Below are 23692 nucleotides of genomic sequence, written 5' to 3' on the forward strand. Positions count from 1 at the left end.
GCGCGGGCCCCGCGCCGGGACGGGAGGACGTCATGGACGACGCGAACGGCATGGACGACATGGGCGGCACGAACGGTCCGAACGCCGGCGCGATCGCCGACACCAACGCCGACACGATCGCCGGGTGGCTGGAACGCCTGGCATCCGCCGACCCGGCCCCCGGTGGCGGTGCGGCCGCGGCGATGCAGGTCGCGATCGGCGCGGCGCTGGTGTCGATGGTGACCAACCTGACGATCGGCAAGCCGGTCCACGCCGCGCACGAGGAGAACGCGACCCAGGTCCGGGAGCGGGCCGACGCTCTGCGCGCGGAGGCGCTGCGGCTGGGCAGGGAGGACGAGGCCGCGTTCACCGCACTGATGACGGCCTACCGCCTTCCCCGTACGACCGAGGAGGAACGCACCGCCCGCCGCGACGCGGTGCGGTCCGCGACCCATGCGGCCGCCCTGCCGCCGCTGGCGATCGCCGCTGCCGCGGCCGACGTGGTCGCGCTGGCCGAGTCGCTGCGGGGAAGGTCCAACCCGCACGTGGTCTCCGACCTCGCGGTCGCCGCCGCGGCGGCCGCCGGTGCCGCGGAGTCCGCCGCGGTCAACGTCGAGGTCAACCTGTCCTCGTTGCCCGACGGCGACGTCAAGGCTGAGTTGACAGCCGATCTGGAGGAGCACCTCGCTGTGGCCGAGCGGGGTCGCGCCCTGGTCGCCGACATCCGCCGGGAGCTCACCCGATGACCGCGGCCCACCGGATCGACGGGCGCGTGGTCGCGGCGGAGATCGACGCGCGAACCACCGACGACATGGCCCGGCTGACCGCTGCTGGGATCGTTCCCACCCTGGCCGTGGTGGTGCCGACCCACGACGAGGGAACGGCGTGGTACGTCCGTTCGATCGCCCGGGCGGGCAAGCGGCTCGGCATCACCTGCCTGGTCGACACCCTGCACGGCGCCGACGCGGCGACCCTCGCCGGCCACCTGAAGGCAAGGTCCGCGGACCCCGCGGTGCACGGGGTGATCTGCCAGACCCCGCTGCCGGCCGGGGTCACCCTGGCCGACCTGGGCACGGCGATCGCCCCGGTCAAGGACGTCGACGGCGCCAATCCCACATCGCTGGGGCTGCTCGCGACCGGCTCGGCGGAGGCGTTCGCGCCCGCGACCGCGCAGGCGGTGCTGGAGATCCTGCGCCACGAGCAGGTGCCACTCGCGGGCCGGCGCGTCGTCGTGGTCGGTCGTTCGACGGTGGTGGGCAAACCCGCGGCGCTCCTGCTGCTCGCCGAGCACGCCACCGTGACGGTCTGCCACTCCCGGTCGACTGACCTGCCCGCGCTGTGCCGGGAGGCGGACGTGCTGGTGGCGGCCGTCGGGCGTCCGGGGCTGATCGGCGTGGACCACGTACGCCCCGGTGCGGTCGTCGTGGACGTCGGCACCAACCCGACGCCGGACGGCGGGCTGGCCGGTGACGTCGACCCGGCCGTCGCGGCGGTGGCGGGAGCTCTGACGCCCGTGCCCGGAGGGGTCGGGCCGGTGACCACCGCGCTGCTGCACCGCCACACCGCCCTCGCCGCGGCCCGCGCTTCAGGTCGCTGACGTTCCGGGCGGTACGACACCGCGCCGATAGGCATATGCCACGGCCTGGGCCCGATCGCGTACCCCGAGCTTGGCGAACAGACGGTTGACGTGGCTCTTCACGGTTGCCTCGCCCACCACCAGCCGACCGGCGATCTCGGCGTTCGACAGCCCCTCGGCCATCAGGGCCAGGACCTCGGCCTCGCGCGGTGTCAACCCGTCCGGGCGGGCACGAGCCGGGCCGGGCTCGCCGGCGGGTTCAGCTTCCGCCGCTCCGCCGAGCGCGTCCACGAGATGGTGGTGGACGGCCCGGTCGATCACCGCGTGGCCGTCGGCGACCTGAACCAGCGCGGCCCGGATCTCCTCCGCACCGGCGTCCTTGGTGAGGTAGCCGCGTGCCCCGGCGCGGAGGGCGTCGAGGACGGACCGGTCGTCGGCGTACGTCGTGAGTGCGATCACCTGGCTCGCCCCGGGTTCCGCACGCAGCCGCCGGGTGGCCTCGATGCCGTCGCAGCGGGGCATCCGCAGGTCCATCAGGACCACGTCGGGGCGCAACTGCCCGGCCAGTTCGACCGCCTGCTCGCCGTCCGCGGCGGTGCCGACCACCTCCACATCAGGCAGCAGGCCGAGGAGCATGGCCAGCCCCTCGCGTACGACACGCTGGTCGTCGGCGAGCAGCACGCGGATCGGCTCGCTCCTGCCGCGCGCTTCGCCTGTCACGCCGGCACCTCGCCGTCGCGCATCGGGATCTCGGCGTCGCCGCCCGCGGGCATCTCGGCGTCGCGCACGGGCAGCCAGAGGGTGACGCGGAAGCCGGTCGCGGTCGGCTCGGCGGTCAGCTCGCCGCCGAGCAGTTCGGCGCGTTCGCGCATGCCGCTCACGCCGTAGCCGGGTGCTCTACCGCTTTCGGCGGCGAGCTCCGACGCGGCGGAGGCGGCCACGTCCTCGACGGTCAGCCGGGTGCCGCCGGGCTGGTAGCTCAGGCATACGTCGATCCGGTCGGGGTGGGCGTGCCGACGTACGTTCGTCAACGCCTCCTGCGCCACGCGGTACAACGTCAGCCGGGCCTGCGGACCCAGGTCGTACGGCGTGCCGCGCACCTCGACCCGGCAGGCGATCCCCAGATCGCGCTCGAGCTCCCCGGCCAGCGCGGGTAGCCGGTCCGGCCCGGGAAGGTCCTCGTCGCGGAGTACGCCGATGGCCTGCCGCGCCTCGCCGAGCCCGGCCTGGGCCAGGCCCCGCGCCCGGTCGAGGGAGTTGATCAGCCCCGGGCCGGCCCCCTCCTGAACGGCCAGCAACCGGGCACCTTCCAGGTGCACCAGTAGTCCGGACAGCGAGTGGGCCAGCACGTCGTGCATCTCCCGGGCGAGTCGCTGGCGTTCGGCAAGGGTGGCCGCGCGTACGTAGGCGGACCTGGTGCGCTGGACCTCGGCCAGCAGGCGTTCGGCCTGCTCGGTCCGCGCGCGCAGCTGCCGGGCGTACTGCCCGAGGCGGAAGAACGCCAGCGCGCCGGCCTCGGCGATCAGGATCGTCGTCCACGACCGGTGCCCGCCGAAGTGCCCCGCCACGGCGATACCGACCAGCGTGAACGCCACGACCGCCTGACCGGGCCTCCGGGGCAGGCTCGAGGCCGCCACGCTGGTGGTGACGAACCCGCCGACGAATCCCGGCCCGTCCGGCTCGATCGCCACGACCACCACCGAGCCGGCGATCAGCAGGGCGAAGAGGGCGGCGGTCAGCCAGGTGGGCCGCCCACGGGGCAGCTCGACGAGCAGGCCCGCGCCGCCGACGGCGACGGCAGCCGTCGCGGCCAGGGCAAGGACGTCCAGGCCGTGGGCGTACTCGTCCGGCCGGTCGCGCAGGGTCAGACCCATCACGACGACGAGCAGCGCGAGCCCAGCCGGCCGCAGCCACCACGGAGCGATGCGCCGGTCCGCGTGGCCCCCGTCCGGCAAGGCGGTGGCCGAGATCGGGTCAGCGGGCACGGCGACCACGGTAGTACGCCGTTCGCGGGCGGTCCTCCACCCACGGGTGGAGCCCGCCGGTGCCCAGCGTGGTGGTTCCACCCGTACTTCCACCCGTACGCCGACGCCCGGGAGGGTGCCCGCGCCCCACTCTGGCCTTGCCCAAGCCAGCCACGCGGCGCCCCAGTCAAGGTGTTCACAGAACGGAGAAACGCGATGATCGCACGGCTCGTCGTCATCGGCGCGGCCCTGCTCGTCACCGGGCTCACCCACTTCTTCGGCAGAACCACCTGGACCGCGGTCCTCGGCGGTGCTCTGCTCGTCGTCGCCGGCGGCCTCGGGGTCGTCCGGTACCGGCGGGGGCTTCCCCTCACCCGGTTGGGCGGTGGCCGCCGATGAACACCTCCTCCACGCCGCCGCGGACCGCCTCTGCCCGAGCGACCGCCTCCAACCGACCGGACCAGCCGACACTTTCCCGCCCGTCCCTGCGCCGCCTGCTGCCACGGGTCGCCGTCAACGCCGGCTTGCCCCTGGTGGTCTTCGCGATGGTCCGGCCCCACGTCGGCAGCGACGTGCTCGCGCTCGCCGTCGCCGGCGGCGTTCCGCTCCTCGGAACCCTCGCCACGGTCGTACTGCGACGACGCCTCGACATGGTCGGCGCGGCCGCGCTGGTGGGTTTCGGTCTTGCTCTGGTGATCTCCGCCCTGTCCGGCGGGAACCGGATCGTGCTCGAACTCCAGGACTCCCTGGTGACCGGGCCGCTCGGGCTACTGCTGCTCGGCTCTGCTGCCGTGGGCAGGCCGCTCCACCTCGTACTCGTGCGGATCCTCGCCGCCCGCGACCCGCGGATGCGCTGGGATCTGTCGGACCCGGGCCGGCGTCGTACGTCGACGATCTTCACCGTTCTGCTCGGATCGACGCTCGCGGTTCACGCCGGTGTGCTGGTGGTCCTCGCCCTCACAGTGCCGACTGGGACGTACCTCGCGTTGTCGCGGCCGATCGGGCTGGCCGTGCTCGCGGTGGGTGTGGGTGCGATGTGGTGGTACCGCACGCGGCTGCGGAACCGATCCTCCTGAGCTGCGGATCCGCGCGGCCGCCCGATCTGTCGGTGGCCGGTCGTAGCGTCTTCATCCCGAACTCGTCACATCGTTGGCGGAGGCCGGAGCCACGTGGTGGCACGAGTACGTCCCGCCCCGGCTGTCCCGGGAGGAGGCACGGTCGATCATCGAGCGCGGCCCGATCCGCGCGCGCTGAGCGGACCTGCCTGCCCGGGCACGTGGGGCACGGCCTACCGTCGAAGGCATGACCGGTGCTTTCGATGATCTGCTCGCCGCGAACGAGCGTTATGCAGCCGACTTCCAGCTCGCGGGATTCGACGGGTTCGCCCACGCGGGCGTCGGCCTCGTCACCTGCATGGACTCCCGCATCGACCCCCTCGGCCTGCTGGGACTGCGGCCCGGCGACGCCAAGATGGTGCGCAACCCCGGCGGGCGAGTCACCCACCAGGCGCTGCTGGCACTCATCCTGGGGGTCAACCTGCTGAAGGTCGAGCGGATCCTCGTGATACCGCACACCCGCTGCGCGATGGCCTCGGCCACCGAGGCCGAGTTGCGCGCCCGGGTCGGCGAGGCGAGCGGGCAGGACGCTTCATGGGAAACCTTCGGCGCGATCGCCGACCAGGAGAGCCAGCTGCGGGACGACGTGACGCGCGTACGCACGCACCCGCTGATTCCGGACTCGGTCGCCGTCGGCGGTTTCCTGTACGACGTCGACACCGGGCGGCTCCGCCAGATCGTGTGACGCGCGGTTCAACCTCCGGTCACGAGCAGCAGCGCACCTGACACGACGAGGCCCACTTCGATGACCACGACGAAGGTCGAGGCGGGGAGGCGGTCGACGATCTTCTTGCCTGCCCACGCGCCGGCCGTCGCCGCGGTGCACAGCCGCGGGCCGCAGTCGCCTCCACACCACCATGAGCAGCACGAAGACACCGATGATCCTCGTCAGCGACGGCAACGGCGCCTTCGCGAACAGGAGCGCCCCGGCCACAGCCGCCGGCACCGCCCCGCAGGCGAACACCGTGACCAGGCGCCGGTCGACCTCGTGTCGGTTGAACCAGACCCGGTTTGCGTTGCTCGCCAGCTGAACGACGGTCAGGATCGCCACCGCTTCCCGCGCTCCGAACACCGCGACGAACACCGGCAACAACAACACCCCGCCACCGAACCCGGCTATGGCGGACAGCAGCGCGGTGGCGAACGTCGCAGCGATCACCAGGAGAGCAGTCAGCACCATGGCATCCTCTCCCGCACGGGGCGGACGTCGTCGGCCAGCGCAGGGGACGACCCTGTTCCTGCCACCACAAGTCGTTCACCGAGCTCTCCCGTCAGCGTTTCAAGCAAGCTGAAGTTGACGTGGATTCCTCTTGTGGGTAAGGGGTTTCCGGCGGTCGGGTGCTGCCCGCAGGGCTGGCGGAGATGTCGGCTGGTCCGCGGTTGGCAGTGCTGGTCGCCTCGGTGGACCGAAGCATGTGTAACGGGTTCGAGTTGGAGGAGCTGATCAAGGCACGGCGGCGGCTGATCTGCTGGCTGGAGGCTGAGTGCCTGTCCGATGTGAACGAGCTGGCCTACGCCGAGCCCGGCAGGGTTGACGGCCCGGCCGGACGCAGTGTCACCCCGGATCCGATGACACCTGAGATCCTGGAGCCGTTGCTGGGGTGGACCGGCTACCGCGCCCACCAGTACGTGGCCCTGGCCACCACACTGCCCCGGCTGCCGCGGGTACGTGCGGCCCTCGCGTCCGGTGGGCTGGAGCTCAACGATGTGCGGGTGATCGTGGACCGGATCACCGACGCCGAACCCGACCTGTGGGCAGCCATCGAGGACGCGATCTTCCCCAAAGTGCTCGAACTGCGGGGCGGGTTGTTGCGGGCCAAGGTCGAAGCCGAGGTCGTCACAGCAGACCCCGACGCCGCCGCCAAACGTCACCGCGCCGCCAGGTCCGGGCGCAACGTCGCGATCTGGCCCGCCGTCGACGGCGTCGCCGACCTCGCCATCCGCGGCCTTTCCGCAGACCAGGCCGCCGAAGCCTACGGCCACATCGACGCCATCGCCCGCGCAGTCAAAGCAACCGGCGACACCCGCACCCTCAGCCAACTCCGCGCCGACGTCGCCGCCGCCCTACTCACCGGCACCGCCGACATCAAAGACTGCTCCACCCCACCGCTCGCTGAACAAACGCACGGCGACACCGCTCAAGGCCGCGCCGAGCAGGACTAGGCCGAACGAACCGAAGGTGAATCCGAGCAGACGCCAGACGAACAGGGGCACTGTCCCATTCACCGCTACCCCGACCACGACCTGCACAGCGCCGGCTGTGACTGCGGCGACTGCGCTCCCGCCGGAACCGCAAACACCACCGCCCACTACACCCCCTGCCACTGCGCCACCACGCACGACACTGAAGCCCACGACGCCGCCGCGCGCGCCACGGCCGCAGAGAATGCAACCGCTCGCACCATGGGGTCCAACACCTCCGGTCCCAACTCCGTTCTCCCCACCGCGGGTCAGATTCCGCGGCAGAACCGCAGACCCGACGAAACGGCCGACCCGCCGGGTCTGCCTGATCCACCTGATCCACCTGATCCACTGAAAGGTAACCCGACATCACCAACACCACCCTGGTGCTCCTCACAACCGAGCTGGGGGCCCATACGAACGCGCGCCAAAGTGCAGCTGAACATCCCGCTCACCACCCTGATGGGGCTGTGCGCCCAGCCGGGTGAGCTCGGCGGGTTCGGACCCGTCATCACCGAGGTGGCCGCCAGGATCGTCGCAAACCACCTCGACAACCCCGAAGCCAGATTCTCCGTGGGGGTCACCCACCCGGTCACCGGACGCCTACTGCACCTGCACCCCATACCGGCAAGATTCCTCCGCGGACTACAGGCAGAACTCGTCCACGCCCGCGACCAACGCTGCGCATGGACCACCTGCAGGAGACCCGCCGCCACCTGCCACCTCGACCACAACACCGAACACCACCACGGCGGATCGACGTCCGTAGAGAACATCGCACCCCTGTGCCCACGCCACCACAAAGCCAAAACCGACCGCAACTGGAAACTCCACCAGACCGGCCCCGGCGAACACACCCTCACCGACCCCCACGGCCGGCACTACCACAGCCGAACACCATCCCTCACCGACCCGGCCGTCGACGAACCAGTAGTCACCGCGAGCACCAGGACGGTCGACGATGACCTACCGCCGTTCTGAGGAGTTACGTCCCCTCGTCGGCGAGAGCGAGGCGCAGCGGCGTGCCGTGCATCACGACGTCGGCCACCGGCGAGCGGCGTTCGGCGAGACCTACCAGATCGGCGAGTTCCTCCCTGCTGGCGTCCCCCTCGACGTGCATCGTCATCCGGATGCTCTGGTAGCCGGGGCGAACGTCCTCGGCCATGCCGAGCAGTCCCCGCAGGTCGATGTCGCCGTCGAGCTCGGCGTCCACCCGAGTGAGAGTGATCCCCCGGGCCGCCGCGTGGTAGACGAGCGTGGTGGTGACACATCCTGCGAGTCCGGCGAGGAGGTACTCCACCGGGTTGGCGCCCCGGTCCTCACCCAGCAGTGCCGGGTGTTCGTCCTTGTCGTAGACGAAGTACGTCTTGTCCCGGCGGTGTGACGTACGAGCGCCGTCGAAGTCGGCGACGACCGCCCTGTTGTGTGCACCGCGGACCCAGAAGTTGATGAGCCGGAAGTTGAACTTCGCGAGCGCCGGATCCTGTTCGATCGCGGTGATGGTCTGGAACAACCTGCCCGCGTCCACCCCGTTGACGACCTTCTCGGCGGTCGTTGTCGTCATCGAGTCCAGCTCCCTTCGAGCGTGGTGGTTGGCTGTCCTCTCAGCGCAACCGACCGTTGACAGGCGGGGAAGTGCCGGGCGGGCCGCTGTACGGAGGACCTTCGACTCTGTTCGGCCGATGCGACTCCCGACGCACCGTTCGCTCCTCGGAAGGAGCTTGCGGAGGCACAACCCGCAACGCGCCGGCGCTGCGGTCGAAGTGATCGAGCACTTCGTCCAGCCGCTCACAGGTGCGTTCGATCTCCCTTCTCGCCCGGTCGCGTTCGATGATCGCGACGGACAGCAGCAGTCCGGTCAGAGCGACTGCCCCGTCGAACATCTGCAGGATCACCATCGTGTCGAACAGCCCGCGTCCGGTGAACGGCCCGATCGAGTGCACCGCCGCGTAGATCGCGTCCGCCGAGGCGAGCAACGCAACCGGTGCGGCACCTGGCAGCTGGTACCTCCAGGCGGCCCATACCAGCAGCGGAAAGGCGAGGAAGAGGACGCCGAACATGCGGGCACCGGCCAGCACCACCCCGAACGCGGCGGCGAACAGCGCGATGAGCTCCAGCAGCGTCGCTGTTGGGATGGCGTGCCGCCACGGGATTCTGACGACGGTCAGCAGCAGAGGCGCGACGAACAGGACGCCCATCGCGTCACCGGTCCACCAGGTCAGCCAGGTCGGCAGGAAGAAGCTCGGATCGGTCGCGCCGACGGCCACCCGGATCGCGGTTCCGATGGTCGAGCTGATCAACATGCTGCCGAACGCGGCAAAGAACACCAGCGCGAGCGCGTCGCGCAGCCGGTCGAGTTCGGTCCGGAAACCGAACCTACGTAGTGCGTAGTACGCACACACGCATGCGAGCGTCGTTCCCGCAGCCGTGGGCAGAACGGCGACCGGCGGGCTCTGGCTCAACTCGACCAGGAGGGCACCGAGCAGAATCGCCGGCCAGATCCGCGGGCCGAGCAGCAGCAGGGCTACCAGTGCGATCCCGGTCGGCGGCCAGAATGGGCTGATCTGTCCGTCGACCAGACCGACCAGGAGCCCCAGTTGCGCCGATCCGTAGAAGGCGGCCGCAACAGCGATGATCTGCAGCCCAACGATTCCGATCCGTCGGAGCCCGGAGATGCGCTCCACAGCAAGCCACCCTACGCGCGCGCAATGGACGAAAGATAGGGCGTCCGCCGGCCGGACGTCCTACCTGCTGCCGACCGTCAGTCCCCTGTGCGTACGCCCCGGACCGAGAACATCGCGGGCAGTTCGTCGCGCAGACCGTCCCGGTCGAGGTTGGGGAACGGCATGTCACCCGCCCTGGCCGGGAACTCGTGCAGGAACTCGATCGCGATCCCCGCGCGGACGAGCGCGGTCACCACCTCGCCCAGGGTGTGGGTCCACTCCCGCGACTCCTGGTGTGCCAGGCCGGCGTCGGCCACTGCGTACGAGCCGTCCTTGACCACCACGGTCGGCACCGGGCGGCCGAAGTAGGAGCCGTGCAGCGCCAGGCCGCCCTCTGCGCTGCCGGGGTCCGACAGCGCGAGCGCCAGCGGGTGGTGGTCGAGCACGTAGAGCACGCCGCCCGGGCGAAGGAGTCGCGCACACGTCCCCGCCCAGGCGTCCAGGTCGCCGATCCACATCACCACACCCTTGGACAAGAAGACCACGTCGTAGGTGTCGTTCAGGTGCTCGGCCGCGGCGAGCACGTCGCAGACCACGAACTCCGCCTCGGTGTTCGTACGGTCGGCGAGGTCCCGGGCTATGCCGATCGCCTGCTCGGAAAAGTCGACGCCGGTGACCCTGGCCCCCTCGCGCACCCATGACAGCGTGTCCAGACCGAAGTGACACATCAGGTGCAGCAGGCTCTTGCCGGTGACATCACCGACCTCGGCGAGTTCGAGTTCGCCGAGTGTGCCGGTCCCGCGCAGGAACGACTGCACGTCGTAGAAGTCCGACGCGGCATGCAGCGGGGCGAGCTCGTTCCACAGGGCCTGGTTGACGGTCGTGTGCTGGTCCACGTCGCCGACCTTCCCACACACGTGACAGGCGAGGCGACCGGATTCGCCGCCGCATGACCTCCCGGCCGAACTCGGCGAGCTCGGCATCGGTGACCCGCAGCCATCCCTCGGTCGAGAAGGGACCCAGCGGCCAGCGTTCCTGCTCCGGCTGCGGCTGGTCGGCCCAACGACGGACGTGACCGGCCTGGCGTTCGAGGTTGAGCGACTCGACGGCACGGGCGACCGCGTCCCCGGCCGCGTCCTCGGCGAAGTCGGCCGAGGACCAGCACAGCGACGGTGTGGCGCGGCGCCACCACCGCTCCCTCCGGTCCTTCGCCAGCTCCGGCGCCTGCTCGATCAGCCCGGCCGCGGCCAGGGCTCGAATGTGGTGGCTGACGCTGCCGACGGCCTCACCGGCCTTCTGGGCGAGGGGCGGGGCATGCGCGGACCGACAGACGGACCCGCCGGTCACCAGCAGGTCCTGCCATAATCCCGCCGGTGACCTCCACCGCGAACCGATCCGCGACTTCCGGTGCGCAGACCTCTGTCGCCGCCGAACTCCTCGCCGCCCACGACGCCCAGGTCCGGGCCACCGTGGCCGCCCGCATGCCGCTCACGTGGACCTCACACCCGGACGGCCGGGTACTGCGGGTGACCACGACCCACCGGGCGTTCGTGTTCTCCGACGGACTCGCCGGCGCATCGGATGAGGAGGTGGAGGGCTACGTCCGGCGGGCGCGGGACTTCTTCGCCGAGCGGAACGAAGCGGTGGAGTGGAAGTACTACAGCAACGACCATCCGCGGCTGCGGGGCCTCCTGGAAGAGGCCGGCTTCGCGCCCGAGGACGAGGAGTCGGTGGTCGTCGGCCGGGTGCGCGACGTCCTCGACGCCGGGCGGGTGCCGGAGGGCATCACGATCCGCCCCGTCAGCGACCGGCCTGACCTGGACCGGATCGCGGCGATGGAGTCGGAGGTGTGGTCCCAGGACTGGTCCTGGCTGGCCGACGACCTGGCCGACCGGGTGGCCGGCAGCCCCGACGACATCGCCGTCCTGGTCGCCGAGGCCGATGGAGCCGTGGTGGCGGCGGCCTGGCTGGTGGTGATGCCGGGCACCAGGTTCGGCGGCCTGTGGGGCGGTTCGACGCTGGCGAGGTGGCGGGGACGCGGCATCTACCGGGCGCTGATCGCCGAGCGCGCGCGAATCGCGCAGGCCAAGGGACTGGAGTTCCTTCAGGTGGACGCCTCCGAGGACAGCCGGCCGATCCTCGAACGCCTGGGCATGTTCAAGGTCGCCACCACCACGCCGTACGTCTGGACTCCGCAGGCGTCATGACCGTGCACCGGCTGTCCCGCACGGAGGCTCGCCGCGTCGCCGTACGCGCGCAACTCCTGCAGAAGGAACGGCCGACGGATCTGCTCGACCTGGTGCGTCACCTCACCATGCTCCAGCTCGACCCGACGGCGGCGATCGCGCCGAACGCCGACCTGGTGGCGTGGAGCCGCCTCGGTTCGTCGTACGCACCGGCCGAGCTGACCGCCGCCCTGGAGAAACGCCGGCTGATCGAGCTGGCGGCGATGCTCCGGCCGGCCGAGGACCTGGCGCTCTACCGCGCCCAGATGGCGGCGTGGCCGGGTACCGGGAAGCTTCGCGACTGGCAGGTGTCGCTGCGGGAGTGGGTGCGGGCCAACGACGCCTGCCGACGCGACATCCTGGACCGGCTCGGCTCCTCCGGGCCGCTGACGTCGCGGGAGCTTCCGGACACCTGCGCCGTGCCGTGGAGTTCTACCGGGTGGACCAACAACAAGAACGTGATCAAGCTGCTCGACATCATGGTGGCGCGGGGCGAAGTCGCCATCGCCGGGCGCAGGGGCCGCGAGCGGCTGTGGGACCTCGCGTCACGGGTCTATCCCGACGACCCGGTGGTCCCGGCGGACGAGGCGGCGCGTGTCCGCGACGAACGCCGGTTGCGTTCCCTGGGCATTGCTCGAGCCAGGGCGGCGGAGAGCCCGACCGAGGCATGGGATGTCGGTGAGGCCGGCGAACCCGCCGTGGTCGAGGGTGTCAAGGGCACCTGGCGGGTGGACCCGGTCTACCTCGACCAGCCCTTTTCCGGCCGGGCCGTCCCGGGCCGGGCGGCGTTGCTGTCGCCGTTCGACCGTTTGGTCCACGACCGAAGGCGCACGCTCGAGCTCTGCGACTTCGACTACCAGCTGGAGATGTACAAGCCGGCCGCCAAGCGGCGCTGGGGCTACTTCGCGCTCCCGATCCTGTACGGCGACTGCCTCGTGGGAAAACTCGACGCCACCGCCGACCGCAAGGCCGGCTTGCTCCGGGTGCACGCCATCCACCAGGACGTACCGTTCACGAAGGCGATCAGCGCCGCCGTACACCGTGAGATCAACGATCTCGCGCGCTGGCTGAAGGTGGATCCCTCCCTGCCGGGTTGAGTGGGCCGCATCCCGCCTGGGTAAACGGCGATGGTGGTGTTGCTGACCGCGCCCGCGACCTACGCCGACCTCGTGGCGGCCCGGACCCAGATGGCTCTGTCCCTGGGCTGGCACATCATCCTGGCCTGCCTGGGCGTCGGCATGCCGGCGATCACGTTGATCGCGGAGTGGCGCGGACATCGCACCGGGGACCCGGCCTACCGGATGCTCGCGCGGCGCTGGGCGCGGGCCATGGGCGTGCTCTTCGCGGTCGGCGCGGTGTCCGGCACCATTCTGTCGTTCGAGATGGGTCTGTTGTGGCCGGGCCTGATGGGCGTCTATGGGCAGGTCATCGGCCTGCCGTTCGCCATGGAGGGCGTGGCGTTCTTCATCGAGGCGATCTTCCTGGGCATCTATCTGTACGCCTGGGATCGGCTGAGTCCGGTCAAGCATCTGTTGACAGGGATACCGATCATGGTCGCCGGGGTCGCCAGTGCGTTCTTCGTGGTGTCGGCCAACGCTTGGATGCAGCAGCCCACCGGGTTCGACGTCGCGCACGGGAGGATCGTCGCGGTCGACCCGTGGGCGGCGATGTTCAACCCGTCGACCCCTCCGCAGACGACGCACATGATCCTGGCGGCGTTCATGGTCGCCGGGTTCGGCATCGCCGGTGTCTACGCGGTCGGGACGTTGCGTGGTCGACGCGACCGGTACCACCGGCTGGGTTTCCTGCTGCCGTTCACGGTGGCGGCCGTGGTCACGCCTGCACAACTCGTCGTCGGCGACTGGGCCGCCCGCTTCGTCGCCGACAACCAGCCGATCAAGCTCGCCGCGATGGAAGGGCTGTTCCACACCGGACGCGGCGTACCCCTGAGCGTCGGCGGCTTCGCCGTCGACGGCGAGCTGCGGGGCGCCCTCGAGATTCCGTACGGGCTCTCCCTCCTCGCGCACGGCAAGCCGAACGCCGAGGTCGTCGGCCTCGACAAGGTTCCACCGAGCGACTGGCCGCCGGTCAACGTCGTGCACCCCGCCTTCGACCTGATGGTCGGAATGGGACTGGCGCTGCTGTTGCTGTCGGCATGGCTCGCGTGGACGTGGTGGCGACGGCGGGAGCTGCCGCGCTCAGCGTGGTTCCTGCGGGCGGCGTCGCTCGGCGGCGTCGCCGCCGTGGTGGCGCTCGAGGCCGGCTGGACGGTCACCGAGGTCGGCCGGCAACCGTGGACGGTCTACGGCGTGCTGCGTACGGCCGATGCGGTCAACCCCGCACCCGGACTGGTGTGGGGATTCGTCCTGGTCTTCGCGGTCTACGTGGTGCTCACCGTGGCGACGGTGTACGTTCTGCGCCGGCTGTCCCGGGACTCCCCAGCGCCGGCCGCGCCGCAGGAACACGACGTCGCCGGGTACCCGGTCGCCTGAGGCCTGCCGATGCCACTCGTCGACGTCATCCTCGCGCTGGTGTGGATCGGCCTCACGGCGTACGTGTTGTTCGCCGGAGCGGACTTCGGTGCCGGCGGCTGGGATCTGCTCGCCGGCAGCGCCGAACGCGGCCGGGCGCAACGCGGGCTGATCGAGCACTCCATCGGACCGGTGTGGGAAGCCAACCACGTATGGCTGATCTTCGTCATCGTGTTGCTGTGGACGGGCATTCCGCCGGTGTTCGCCGCGGTGTTCTCCACCCTGTACATCCCGCTCACGCTTGCCGCGCTGGGGATCATCGCCCGCGGGTCCGCGTTCGCGTTCCGCAAGGTGAGCACCAAACTGTGGCAGCGGCGGCTGTTCGGCGCGACGTTCGCGTTCTCGTCGGTGGTGACGCCGTTCTTCCTCGGCACCGTCGCGGGGGCGATCGCGTCCGGCAGGGTGCCACCCGGCATCGCGCGCGGCAATCTGGTCACCAGTTGGCTCAACCCCACGTCGATCGTGACCGGGGCACTCGCCGTGGGCACCGGTGCCTATCTCGCGGCGGTCTACCTCACGCGGGACGCGGAGCGCGCCGATCTCGCCGCACTGGCAGAAGTTTTCCGCCGGCGCGGGCTGGTCACGGGAGTCGTCGTCGGAGTGGTCGCGGCGGTGGGGCTGGTCGTCTTGCATGCGGACGCGCCGGGCCTGTTCACCGAGCTCACCTCCGGCCGGGCGCTCCCTCTGCTCGTCCTCTCGCTCGCCGCGGGGTTGGCCTCGCTCGTACTCCTCTGGCTGCGGGTGTTCGTGGCCGTACGGATCACCGCGGCGGCCGCGGTCGTGGGCCTGTTGTGGGGGTGGGGTGTCGGACAGTTTCCGCGGCTGCTGCCGGGGGTGACGGCTCGTCAGGCCGCGGCGACCGATGCCGTACTCGCCGCCACGATCGGCGCGGTCGCCGTCGGCGCACTCCTGCTCGTTCCGTCGCTGTGGTGGCTGTACGCCACCTTCCAGCGCGGCTCGCACCAGGAGACGGCCCCTGCGTCGGGTCAGGAGCCGACGTAGGCGCTGGACTGCAGTTGGTACATCCGGCGGTAGCGACCTTCCAGTGCGATCAGTTCCTCGTGACTGCCGTTCTCCACCAGCCTGCCGTCGTGCAGAACCAGAATCCGGTCGGCCGAACGCACCGTCGAGAAGCGGTGCGAGATGAGGACGACGGTACGCCCGGCACGCAGGCTCTCGATCGTCTCGAACAGCGCCGCTTCGGCCTCGGCGTCGAGCCACCTGGACCGGGACGCGATCGAGGACAGCGCCGCGCAGGCGGGTGCCGATGACTTTCTGCGGCGGCTTCCGGACGGGTTCGGCCACGCCCAGGCCCGAGACCGCGAACAGGCACACGACCGCGGCGAACGCGCCCCGGTCGGCTGCCGACACGATCGAGACCGCTCGTACGAGGGCGATACCGCGTGCTCCGCCTTCGGTGTCCGGCTCCGCGCTCGGCGCCCTCACCGGGCGTCCCGGTGCTGGGACCTGCCACTCGGCGGTTCCGTCGGAAAGCCCCACGCCGCGACCGTCACGGCCCTCGCGCCCTTGGGGAGCTCACTCGCGGGACGCTTGTACGGCTCGAGCACGTCCTGGATCTGCCGGCTGACCTTCTTCAGTTCCTCCGCCGTCATCCGGGTCCGGAACTCCATCTCGAAGCCGACCCCCTGCCACTTCTTCGGGTAGGCGGAGCGCTCGGCGACCCAGCGTTCGATCTGGCGGATCAACAGCGTTCGCAGACCGTTGACCATCGCCACCGCCGCACGCCGCGCCTCCCCTTCCAGCTCGGCGTCGGGAATCACCAACACCCCGCTCGCGTCGCGCCAGGGACGGCTGCGGCCCCTACCTCCTTCGGCCTCCGCGACGAAGCCGTACTTCGCCAACGTACGAAGGTGGAACGAGGTGTTCGCGGGACTCTCGCCGATCCGCTCGCCGAGCTCGGTGGCGGTCAGCGGCCCCTCCTCACGGAGGATCTCCAGCACCCTCAGCCGAACCGGATGGGCCATCGCCCGCATCGCCTTCGGGTCGCGGAGTACGCGAGCCTCCGGAGACCGGTCCTCGAAAGACATGTTTCGAAACTAGTCTTTAGATAATTCGGGCGTCAAGTGCCAGGCTTCGTCTCGCCCACTGCACTCCGAGAGGTGTCGGCCGCCCGGCTACCCTCGCCGGAGCAACGTCGGATGAAGCAGGAACGGAACGGAGGCACCCGCCGGTGGAGCGCAACGTGGCGAGCGAGGAGGACGTGTTCGCCCTGATGGACGCCCTGTTCGAGGCGGACGCGGACCGGTGGACCGCACGCGGCGCCGGTTGGTGGGACGGCTTCTACGGCGACCGGGAGCGCGGTGTTCCGTTCTTCCGCGACGCGCCGGACGAGTCGCTGGTCGCCTGGCACTCGGCCGGTCTCGTACCCCGCGCGGGTCGTGCCCTCGACCTCGGCTGCGGACCCGGCCGCAACGCCGTCTGGCTCGCCCGCCAGGGGTTCGACGTCGACGCCGTCGACCTCTCGCCGGCCGCGCTCGAGTGGGGCCGGGAGCGGGCAGCGGCAGCGGACGTGGACGTCAACTTCGTCCAGGCCAGCATCTTCGAACTCGACGACGCGTTCGCCGCGTACGACCTGGTGTACGACTCGGGCTGCTTCCATCACCTGCCGCCGCACCGCCGGATCAGCTACCGCCGGCTGCTCGAACGCGCGCTCGCTCCAGTCTCCGCGTTCGGGTTGGTGAGCTTCGCCTGGGGCGCGATGGGATCGGAGGAGCCGGACGCGAACTTCTACCGCGAGGGCCGCCTCGCCGGAGGTCTTGCGTACCGCGAGGAGGATCTTCGCCGGATCTTCGGCTGGCTACGGCCGGTCGAGGTACGCCGGATGCGGCCGCAGGACGCCGGCTCGCCGACGTTCGGCGAGAGCTTCCTGTGGGCGGGCCTGTTCGTGCGGTGATGGTTGCGGTCCAGGTTTCCCGAGCGCCGTGGCGGAGGCACAATTGAGGCGCGGCATCCCACCCCTGACGGTCGGACGAGTACGAGAACGGCGGTTGACTGCGGATGAACGACGACCTGGTCGACCGACTCCTCGACTGGGGGCGCATGGCGCTGTCCCGGCGAGGGTTCATCGGCCTGGGCGCCGGAGCGACCGCTGCGTTGCTCGACTCCCGCGAGTTCGGCTCCGTCGGCGACGGGAGCAAGGACGAGCACAAGGCCCTGCAGACCGCGCTGGACCGCGCCGTCGCCGGCCCGCGGCCGCGTCCACTCCTCATCCCGGCGGGCACGTACCAGCTCAGCAAGTCACTGCAGGCGACCGGCCCGCTGGAGATCCGCGGCGACGGACCGGAACGCACCGTGCTCCTCGCCCCACCCCACTCGCCCGCCATCTCGGTCGGCACGCTGTCCAACGGCCAGCCGAACGGCCTGGTCCTGCGCGACTTCACCATCCGCTCCTCGTCGACCACCCGCGAACCCATGCTGGACATCCGCCAGTACGGCCGGAAGTGGATCGTCGACCGGGTGAACTTCGACGCCGCGTTCGGTGACCGCACGGGCGTCCGGGTCTGGTCGAGTTGGGTGGGCTCGATCCGTGACTGCAGCTTCTACCGGTTCGGCGTCGAGGGCGTCCGGGCCGAGCGCGCTGCCATCGTCGTCAAGCCGCAGTCGCTTCCGACCGGAAACGGCCCGATCAACAACGTCGCCATCGCCGACTGCGCCTTCGAGCGCGTGCAGGCAGGCATCGACCTGCACGACCCCGAGGAGACCGGCAAGAGCACGGTCATCCACGCAGTCGAGATCCGTAATCCACGCTTCAAGAACTCCAGCGTCAAGGGGCCGGTGGCCAACTCCATCGGCATCCGCGCGAACTCCACGTCCACCTTCAACGTCGTGGTCACCGCGCCGTTCTTCGAGGACTTCGCCGTCGGCGTCTCCGTTCGCGGGTGGGGCTGGGCGATCACCTCGCCGTTCGCGCAGTCCGCCGACACCGTGGTCGACCTGGTGACCGGTGGCGGCCACAGCATCACCGGTTTGATCCTCGACGGCGCCGCGTCCAACGCCATCGGGACCGGGGTCCGCTGCCGCTCCGGCGTCAGCGGGCGGTGCGAGCTGCGCCTGTGGAAGAGCGTGCACGGCCGGAAGTACCTCACGCACCCGTGGGTCGACGACACGAAGGGCAAGCTCGTCGTCATCCCGGCCTGAGCTGGTCGGGCCTGCGCCGGTCGGGTCCCCGCCGGTCGGGGCCCCGCCGGTCGGGTCCCCGCCGGTCGGGTCCCCGCCGGCAAATTGGATTGCGGCCTGCCGAGGTTCGGCCGACCATCGTCCGGTGAGCACCCATTGGTTCGTCGACGAACTCGCCCACGCCGGGCCCGAACACCTCGACCCCGGCTTCGTCGCCGGCTTCGACCGCAAGCAGGGCCGCCCCGACCCCTCGGACGACCTGGCCGCGCTGGCGGCCCACGGCGTCGGCGAGGGCGCGACCGTGGTGGATCTCGGCGCCGGCACCGGCCAGTTCGCGCTGGCCGCTGCCGAGCGGTTCGCCCGCGTCGTCGCCGTGGACATCTCGCCGGCGATGGTGGCCAGCATGCGCGAACGCGCCGAGTGTCGAGGCCTGGCGACCCTGGAGTGCGTGCGGGCGGGGTTCCTGTCGTACGACCACACCGGCGAACCCGCCGACGCCGTATACACCCGGCACGCGCTGCACCAGCTGCCGGACTTCTGGAAGACGCAGGCGCTGGTACGGATCGCGAACATGCTGCGCCCGGGCGGGGTGCTGCGGGTCCGTGACCTGATCTACGACTTCCGCCCCGACCAGGCGGGCGAGTTCTTCGACAAGTGGCTGGCCGGCGCTGTGGACGACCCCGCGGCCGGCTACACGCGCGAGGACTACATCGAGCACATCCAGACCGAGCACAGCACCTACCGCTGGCTGTTCGAGCCGATGCTGGAAGCCTGCGGCTTCGAGATCGTCGACGTCGGGTTCCATGGCTCGATCTACGGCGCCTACACCTGTGTCAAGCGGTGACTGACACCGAGTCCGGCGAGGCGCCTGCGCCGCACAGGACGGTGCAGGTGCTGGGGATCGATGTCAACCGCACCTTGCTTCGGCGCTGGGCAGGTTGGCTGGCGCCGGCCTGTCAGCCGTTCTTCCTGACCGCGGCCGAGGCGGCCGAGCTCGGCCTCACTCCCGACTCCGCACGCGAACTGTCGACGGAACTCCGCGACACCTACGAGCTCTGGAATCTCGACGCAGGGCTGGACAGAGTCTGGCTCGACGAGGAAGCGTTCCACGCCCTCCCACGCCCCGTGCGTGCGGAGCTCGTCCGAGCACAGGTGAGGCACGGGCGAGGTGGCGTGGCCACCGTCGGCGAGTGGGCGAACCTGCTCGACGCACGGGCGCTGCGCGAGCAGGCCGACGGGCAGCACTTCGTCTGGTGGCCGACCCTGGTGGAGCCGCACGTCGACGCCGTACTCCCGCGCTTCGTCGGCAAGGACCAACTGCCGTGCAAGCGCCGTTCGGTGCCGGAGGAGATCTGGCGCACCGCCGCTGCCGTACTCCCCGACGCCCGCGCACTCAGCGGGACCTTCGCCGGCGGGAGCAGGGGAAGCGCACTGGACACCGGCGCGACCAACTGCTTCGCCACCGTCATAGCCGCGACAGGCGTCCGGAACGCCGCCGAAGAGCCTTTCGAAGCGTGGCTGGCAGCCCGCTGCACGGCGGGAGGAAGCGACGACCTGCCGGGCACGGTGCTGGTCTGGCGCAACGCCGGTGGGACCTCAACCCACGCGGCCGTCACCCTCGGCGGTGGCTGGGCGCTGCACAAGCCGGGGCAGGAATGGCACAGCCCTCGCCAGGTGCTCACGGTCGCCGACATCGTCCGCCTCGCTCCCCCGGGTCTCACCCTTCACCGGCACTCCCTGCGGTAGTCCCCAGCGCCCGTTCGAACGTGCAGGCCGGTGGTCGGAGCGCGTGGGCGTTCCGGCCACCCGTCCGTAGGTGAGCCACAGCGGCCCGATCTCGTAGCCCAGCTTGAGGTTTGCCCTCAGTGAGGCCTCGTCCACCGCAGCCTCCGGCCACGCTCGGCCCGGTCGGTGACCGTGAACTCCGTACCCGCCCTGGACGGCAACTCCGTTCTCTGTGCCAGGAGCGCGGGAACACGGCACCCGGCAAGAGCAACCTGCACGTCTCGCCTGTCTATTTCGGGCAGAGCGTCGAGGTCTGCGAAGAAGGAAAGGGACTTGAGACTCTGCCCCGTTCGGACTGGCGGCTGGCATGGTGGGCGAGACCAGCGGTGACACCGACGCGAGGGGCCGACGATGAAGGCACTTGTGTACGACGGGCCCGGCCGGCGCGCGTGGCGCGACGTGCCGGAGCCCACGCTGGAGCAGGACAGCGACGCGATCGTGCGAGTGGACACGGTCACCATCTGCGGCACGGACCTGCACATCCTGGGCGGGGACGTGCCCGAGATCGAACCCGGTCGCGTACTCGGGCACGAAGCGGTCGGGACGGTCGAGCAGGTCGGCCCCGCGGTGAGAACGCTCCAGCCGGGCGACCGGGTACTCGTGTCCTGCATCACCGCGTGCGGCCGCTGCCGCTTCTGCCGTACCGGCGCGTTCGGTCAGTGTCTCGGGGGTGGCGGCTGGATTCTCGGACACCTGGTCGACGGCACGCAGGCGGAGTACGTGCGGGTGCCGTTCGCCGACACCTCCACCTATCCGGTCCCGAACGGTGCCGCTGACGAGGCCGTACTCATGCTCGCCGACATCCTGCCCACCTCCTACGAGGTCGGCGTACGCAACGGCCGGGTCTCCCCCGGTGACGTCGTGGTCGTGGTGGGCGCGGGGCCGATCGGGCTGGCCGCACTCACCACCGCCGCCCTCTTCAGCCCGAGCCACCTCGTCGCCGTCGACCTGGCGCCGACGCGACTGGACGCGGCCAAACGGCTCGGTGCCGACGTCTTGGTCGGGCCGGGCGAGGACGCGGAGACGATGGTGGCCGAACTCACCGACGGCCTCGGCGCGGACGTCGCGATCGAGGCGGTGGGCGTACCGGCGACGTTCGAGTTGTGCACCCGCCTGGTCCGTCCCGGAGGGCACGTGGCGAACGTCGGTGTGCACGGCAAGCCGGCCACCCTGCACCTGGAAAGCCTGTGGAGCCGCAACGTCACCATCACTACGGGTCTGGTGGACACGTACTCCACGCCCACGCTGCTCCGGATGCTGGCCGCGGGCCGGCTCGAGGTCGACCGGTTCGTCACCCACCGCTTCGGCCTGGACGAGATGGAGCAGGCGTACGACGTGTTCTCGCATCCGCAGGAGACCGGCGCACTGAAGGTCGCCCTCCACCGAACCTGACGTGACGGTACGCCGCAGCCGCCGAGATTTTCTTTGCGGGCACGACGGCACGTGCGCATAATGCGGAGCGCCGCTGTCGTTCACGCTGAGGAGGCTCGTTGGCGCGCCGTTCGCCCTGGACTCGGTGGAGTCGCGCTGTCGAGGCGGCGATCCGCGCCGATCCCCGGATGGCCCAGACGGCCGACCTCGTGGTGCGGCAGGGTGGCCAGTTGGTCCACCGCGTCTCGTTCGCTCCGGGAAGACCGCGGGACTGTTTCTCGATGACCAAATCCGTCCTGGCGATGCTGGTGGGCCTCGCGGTCGACAGCGGCGTCGTCACCCTGGACGATCGCGTCGAGGACGACGCGACGGTCCGGGACTTCCTGACCATGACGCGAGGTGTCGCGAGCGAGCTCGAAGACGTCGACCGGCTGATGGAGCTCCCCTCCGGGTGGGAGCAGGCGATCCGTGGCCGGGCGCACTGTTGGGCGCCGGGCACGCGGTTCTGTTACGACAACGAAGCCGCACACCTGTTGGCGATCTGGTTGAGCAGGCGAGTCGGAGACCTCGAGGAGTACGCCGCCGAACGTCTCTTCGGCCCCCTGGGTATCGACGAGGCGGAGTGGCTGCGCGACCCCGAGGGCCACTGCTTCGGTGCCGCACACCTGCGGCTGTCCGCCGACTCCCTTGCCGCGCTGGGGCAACTTCTCCTTGACGGCGGTACGACGAGCACGCAGAGGCTTCTCGATCCCGCCTGGGTACGGGCGATGACGACGGCCTGGACGCCGGGCGGGCCACCGGAGAACACGGGGTACGGCTACCTGACCTGGGTAGACGATGACGGCTTCTTCTTCGGCGGCTGGGCCGGCCAGCACACCAGCGTCTTCCCGGCGTACGACCTCGTGGTCGTCACCACGGGTCTGCCGAGCCTCCTGCCCGCTGACTGGACGCCGGCCCGCGCTGCCGTACTCGCCCACCTTCGTACCGTGCCGCCCGTCCAACGGTGGCAGCCCTGATATGCGGGGACCTCGATAGGAGACATCCAAGGGTACGCAGAACCGTTCCCTGACAGGGCGGCTACCCAGGCTCCACCTCCGCCCCGATCCAGCGACGGCTGGACCTCTGAGGCAGACCACCTCCACAGTCGCCAGCGCCCAGGAGGTGACACTGCGTAAGTAATTTTGCACGTTGCGTTGCAAACTGCGTGTCCCATGGGTATATTCACCGTGCTTGGTGGGACGGGGGCAGTTCCAAGTACACCAGAGGAGGAATCTGTGCCTGGTTTACGAGGCACGTTTGCGCGAATCTGCGCGTGGTCGAAGTGGGCAAGCCAAAGGGATGCCGTCTCGAATTTCGGCTTCGCCTTGACATTGTTGACCGCACTGATGTTCCTGACAGCGGCGCCGTCGACCCTTGGATTGTTGTCGAGCCATCGACAAGATTGGGAGAGACTTAGCTGGATCGCGAGCGTATTCGGTGGTCCCTCCGCAGTTCTATCCGCAATCACAGGTGTCGCGGTAGCCCTGTTCCTGCAACGACCCCAGAACCGCCTTGAGAAGCTCCACTCCTTCAGGCAGATTCACATGCAACTCATGGGATTCGCGATGGCCGACCCTCGATACGCCGCATGCTGGGGCCCCTCTACAGTCGAACCCGGGCAGGACTGGGACGTCCATGCGTACATGAATCTGATCGTCCAGCATCTGCGAACAGCTTGGGCCGGTAGGCAACTACCGAAGGACGAGTTGCGTTTCATAGCCGGCGGTATCTTCAGAGGTGAGCCGGGGCGGAACTACTGGAGATGGCGCCGTATGACCCGTCCCGGCGACGGCTTTGGTACCCACCGGGATTCGCGTTTCATGAGAATCCTTGACAAGGAGTACCGAGAAGCCGCGAAGGCGGGCCCACCAATTGCATACGGTCCTCCTTCCCGACCACGATCCGAGTCTCCCAGCCAAGGGAGTTCGTCAACCATCTTCGTACGACCTCAACCGCCGTCCGATTATCGGCCGCCGGGTCGAAGAACAACGAAACCGGCGCGCACCCTGAAACCACGGCGCCAAACACCGCCGGCCAGGTGGATCTCGCAACTTCGACGTGCTCTGCGGACCAAAAGGCAGTCGCACTCGAAGCGATAGACGCGAGGATTGACAACGATCGGCTGC

At 70.2% G+C, this 23692-nt stretch carries 26 protein-coding genes and 1 pseudogene; 18 read left to right on the forward strand and 9 right to left on the reverse strand.

Features of this window, described 5'->3' with window-relative positions:
• The first annotated feature begins 32 nt into the window (after positions 1 to 32).
• Together BLU27_RS02060 and BLU27_RS02065 are read left to right on the forward strand one after the other, a co-directional pair.
• A complete protein-coding gene (locus BLU27_RS02060; protein ID WP_241827736.1) occupies positions 33 to 725 on the forward strand; it encodes a cyclodeaminase/cyclohydrolase family protein in 693 nt (230 codons plus the stop codon).
• Positions 722 to 1576 carry a bifunctional 5,10-methylenetetrahydrofolate dehydrogenase/5,10-methenyltetrahydrofolate cyclohydrolase gene (locus tag BLU27_RS02065; RefSeq protein WP_092650033.1) on the forward strand — a complete coding sequence of 285 codons (855 nt, stop codon included), beginning with the start codon at positions 722 to 724 and terminating at the stop codon, positions 1574 to 1576. The genes BLU27_RS02060 and BLU27_RS02065 overlap by 4 nt, the downstream gene beginning before the upstream one ends.
• On the opposite strand, the gene BLU27_RS02070 is transcribed toward BLU27_RS02065, so the two are convergent.
• Positions 1565 to 2275, reverse strand: coding sequence for a response regulator (locus BLU27_RS02070; RefSeq protein WP_092650035.1), 711 nt, complete (start codon positions 2273 to 2275; stop codon positions 1565 to 1567). The genes BLU27_RS02065 and BLU27_RS02070 overlap by 12 nt on opposite strands.
• Positions 2272 to 3540: a sensor histidine kinase gene (locus BLU27_RS02075; protein ID WP_157728156.1), complete on the reverse strand. Its 1269-nt coding sequence runs from the start codon at positions 3538 to 3540 to the stop codon at positions 2272 to 2274. Before BLU27_RS02075 ends, BLU27_RS02070 begins: the two co-directional genes overlap by 4 nt.
• Before the next feature lie 195 nt (positions 3541 to 3735).
• Between BLU27_RS02075 and BLU27_RS02080 the strand changes: the two genes are divergently transcribed.
• The 3 genes from BLU27_RS02080 to BLU27_RS02090 all read left to right on the forward strand — a co-directional run bounded on the left by BLU27_RS02080 (position 3736) and on the right by BLU27_RS02090 (position 5319).
• Positions 3736 to 3918, forward strand: a complete 183-nt coding sequence (locus tag BLU27_RS02080) for a hypothetical protein (RefSeq protein ID WP_092650039.1) — start codon at positions 3736 to 3738, stop codon at positions 3916 to 3918.
• Positions 3915 to 4595, forward strand: a complete 681-nt coding sequence (locus tag BLU27_RS02085; RefSeq protein WP_092650041.1) for a VC0807 family protein — start codon at positions 3915 to 3917, stop codon at positions 4593 to 4595. Before BLU27_RS02080 ends, BLU27_RS02085 begins: the two co-directional genes overlap by 4 nt.
• 226 nt (positions 4596 to 4821) lie before the next feature.
• Positions 4822 to 5319 (forward strand): beta-class carbonic anhydrase, encoded by a 498-nt coding sequence (locus BLU27_RS02090; protein ID WP_092650043.1) that lies wholly within the window; start codon positions 4822 to 4824, stop codon positions 5317 to 5319.
• A gap of 8 nt (positions 5320 to 5327) precedes the next feature.
• On the opposite strand, the gene BLU27_RS29715 is transcribed toward BLU27_RS02090, so the two are convergent.
• Positions 5328 to 5510 carry a hypothetical protein gene (locus BLU27_RS29715; RefSeq protein WP_197682014.1) on the reverse strand — a complete coding sequence of 61 codons (183 nt, stop codon included), beginning with the start codon at positions 5508 to 5510 and terminating at the stop codon, positions 5328 to 5330.
• Positions 5494 to 5814 (reverse strand): annotated as a pseudogene (locus tag BLU27_RS31060) (TSUP family transporter); the annotation flags it as partial. The pseudogene BLU27_RS31060 and the gene BLU27_RS29715, both read right to left, overlap by 17 nt.
• A gap of 182 nt (positions 5815 to 5996) precedes the next feature.
• Between BLU27_RS31060 and BLU27_RS28705 the strand changes: the two are divergent.
• Entirely contained in the window at positions 5997 to 6797 is an 801-nt protein-coding gene (locus BLU27_RS28705; RefSeq protein ID WP_157728157.1) for a DUF222 domain-containing protein, read from the forward strand.
• Between the two features lie 450 nt (positions 6798 to 7247).
• On the forward strand, positions 7248 to 7796 hold the full coding sequence (locus tag BLU27_RS28710) for an HNH endonuclease (RefSeq protein ID WP_241827737.1): 549 nt from the start codon (positions 7248 to 7250) through the stop codon (positions 7794 to 7796).
• A gap of 4 nt (positions 7797 to 7800) precedes the next feature.
• On the opposite strand, the gene BLU27_RS02105 is transcribed toward BLU27_RS28710, so the two are convergent.
• From BLU27_RS02105 to BLU27_RS02115, 3 genes are all read right to left on the reverse strand, one after another.
• A complete protein-coding gene (locus tag BLU27_RS02105) occupies positions 7801 to 8379 on the reverse strand; it encodes an OsmC family protein (RefSeq protein WP_092650045.1) in 579 nt (192 codons plus the stop codon).
• Between the two features lie 40 nt (positions 8380 to 8419).
• Positions 8420 to 9499, reverse strand: a complete 1080-nt coding sequence (locus BLU27_RS02110; protein WP_197681637.1) for an MASE1 domain-containing protein — start codon at positions 9497 to 9499, stop codon at positions 8420 to 8422.
• 77 nt (positions 9500 to 9576) lie between these two features.
• On the reverse strand, positions 9577 to 10374 hold the full coding sequence (locus BLU27_RS02115) for a methyltransferase domain-containing protein (RefSeq protein WP_241827738.1): 798 nt from the start codon (positions 10372 to 10374) through the stop codon (positions 9577 to 9579).
• Positions 10375 to 10851: 477 nt separating this feature from the next.
• On the opposite strand from BLU27_RS02115, the gene BLU27_RS02125 reads away from it, so the two are divergent.
• From BLU27_RS02125 to BLU27_RS02140, 4 genes are read left to right on the forward strand one after another with little or no spacing between them, the layout of a single operon-like run.
• Positions 10852 to 11685, forward strand: a complete 834-nt coding sequence (locus BLU27_RS02125) for a GNAT family N-acetyltransferase (RefSeq protein ID WP_092650049.1) — start codon at positions 10852 to 10854, stop codon at positions 11683 to 11685.
• Positions 11682 to 12800: a DNA glycosylase AlkZ-like family protein gene (locus BLU27_RS02130; protein WP_092650051.1), complete on the forward strand. Its 1119-nt coding sequence runs from the start codon at positions 11682 to 11684 to the stop codon at positions 12798 to 12800. The genes BLU27_RS02125 and BLU27_RS02130 overlap by 4 nt, the downstream gene beginning before the upstream one ends.
• 30 nt (positions 12801 to 12830) lie before the next feature.
• Positions 12831 to 14195, forward strand: coding sequence for a cytochrome ubiquinol oxidase subunit I (locus tag BLU27_RS02135; protein ID WP_092650053.1), 1365 nt, complete (start codon positions 12831 to 12833; stop codon positions 14193 to 14195).
• Positions 14196 to 14204: 9 nt separating this feature from the next.
• Positions 14205 to 15236: a cytochrome d ubiquinol oxidase subunit II gene (locus BLU27_RS02140; protein ID WP_092650055.1), complete on the forward strand. Its 1032-nt coding sequence runs from the start codon at positions 14205 to 14207 to the stop codon at positions 15234 to 15236.
• On the opposite strand, the gene BLU27_RS28715 is transcribed toward BLU27_RS02140, so the two are convergent.
• Together BLU27_RS28715 and BLU27_RS02145 are read right to left on the reverse strand one after the other, a co-directional pair.
• On the reverse strand, positions 15221 to 15358 hold the full coding sequence (locus BLU27_RS28715) for a hypothetical protein (protein WP_157728159.1): 138 nt from the start codon (positions 15356 to 15358) through the stop codon (positions 15221 to 15223). The genes BLU27_RS02140 and BLU27_RS28715 overlap by 16 nt on opposite strands.
• A 318-nt stretch (positions 15359 to 15676) precedes the next feature.
• Positions 15677 to 16282, reverse strand: coding sequence for an ArsR/SmtB family transcription factor (locus BLU27_RS02145; protein ID WP_092650057.1), 606 nt, complete (start codon positions 16280 to 16282; stop codon positions 15677 to 15679).
• Positions 16283 to 16425: 143 nt separating this feature from the next.
• On the opposite strand from BLU27_RS02145, the gene BLU27_RS02150 reads away from it, so the two are divergent.
• The 7 genes from BLU27_RS02150 to BLU27_RS31065 all read left to right on the forward strand — a co-directional run bounded on the left by BLU27_RS02150 (position 16426) and on the right by BLU27_RS31065 (position 23665).
• Entirely contained in the window at positions 16426 to 17148 is a 723-nt protein-coding gene (locus BLU27_RS02150) for a class I SAM-dependent methyltransferase (protein WP_092650059.1), read from the forward strand.
• Positions 17149 to 17252: 104 nt separating this feature from the next.
• Positions 17253 to 18392, forward strand: a complete 1140-nt coding sequence (locus BLU27_RS02155) for a glycosyl hydrolase family 28-related protein (protein ID WP_092650061.1) — start codon at positions 17253 to 17255, stop codon at positions 18390 to 18392.
• 124 nt (positions 18393 to 18516) lie between these two features.
• Positions 18517 to 19215 (forward strand): class I SAM-dependent methyltransferase, encoded by a 699-nt coding sequence (locus BLU27_RS02160; protein ID WP_092650063.1) that lies wholly within the window; start codon positions 18517 to 18519, stop codon positions 19213 to 19215.
• Positions 19212 to 20117 (forward strand): hypothetical protein, encoded by a 906-nt coding sequence (locus BLU27_RS02165; protein WP_241827739.1) that lies wholly within the window; start codon positions 19212 to 19214, stop codon positions 20115 to 20117. Before BLU27_RS02160 ends, BLU27_RS02165 begins: the two co-directional genes overlap by 4 nt.
• Positions 20118 to 20507: 390 nt before the next feature.
• The gene (locus tag BLU27_RS02170; protein ID WP_092650065.1) at positions 20508 to 21548 is read left to right on the forward strand and encodes a zinc-dependent alcohol dehydrogenase family protein; all 1041 of its coding nucleotides are present in this window, start codon (positions 20508 to 20510) and stop codon (positions 21546 to 21548) included.
• Between the two features lie 167 nt (positions 21549 to 21715).
• Positions 21716 to 22543, forward strand: a complete 828-nt coding sequence (locus BLU27_RS02175; protein WP_092650067.1) for a serine hydrolase domain-containing protein — start codon at positions 21716 to 21718, stop codon at positions 22541 to 22543.
• A gap of 369 nt (positions 22544 to 22912) precedes the next feature.
• Positions 22913 to 23665 (forward strand): DUF6082 family protein, encoded by a 753-nt coding sequence (locus BLU27_RS31065; RefSeq protein ID WP_422386095.1) that lies wholly within the window; start codon positions 22913 to 22915, stop codon positions 23663 to 23665.
• Positions 23666 to 23692 lie beyond the last annotated feature (27 nt).

The sequence above is a fragment of the Actinopolymorpha singaporensis genome, from assembly GCF_900104745.1.
Taxonomy (GTDB): domain Bacteria; phylum Actinomycetota; class Actinomycetes; order Propionibacteriales; family Actinopolymorphaceae; genus Actinopolymorpha; species Actinopolymorpha singaporensis.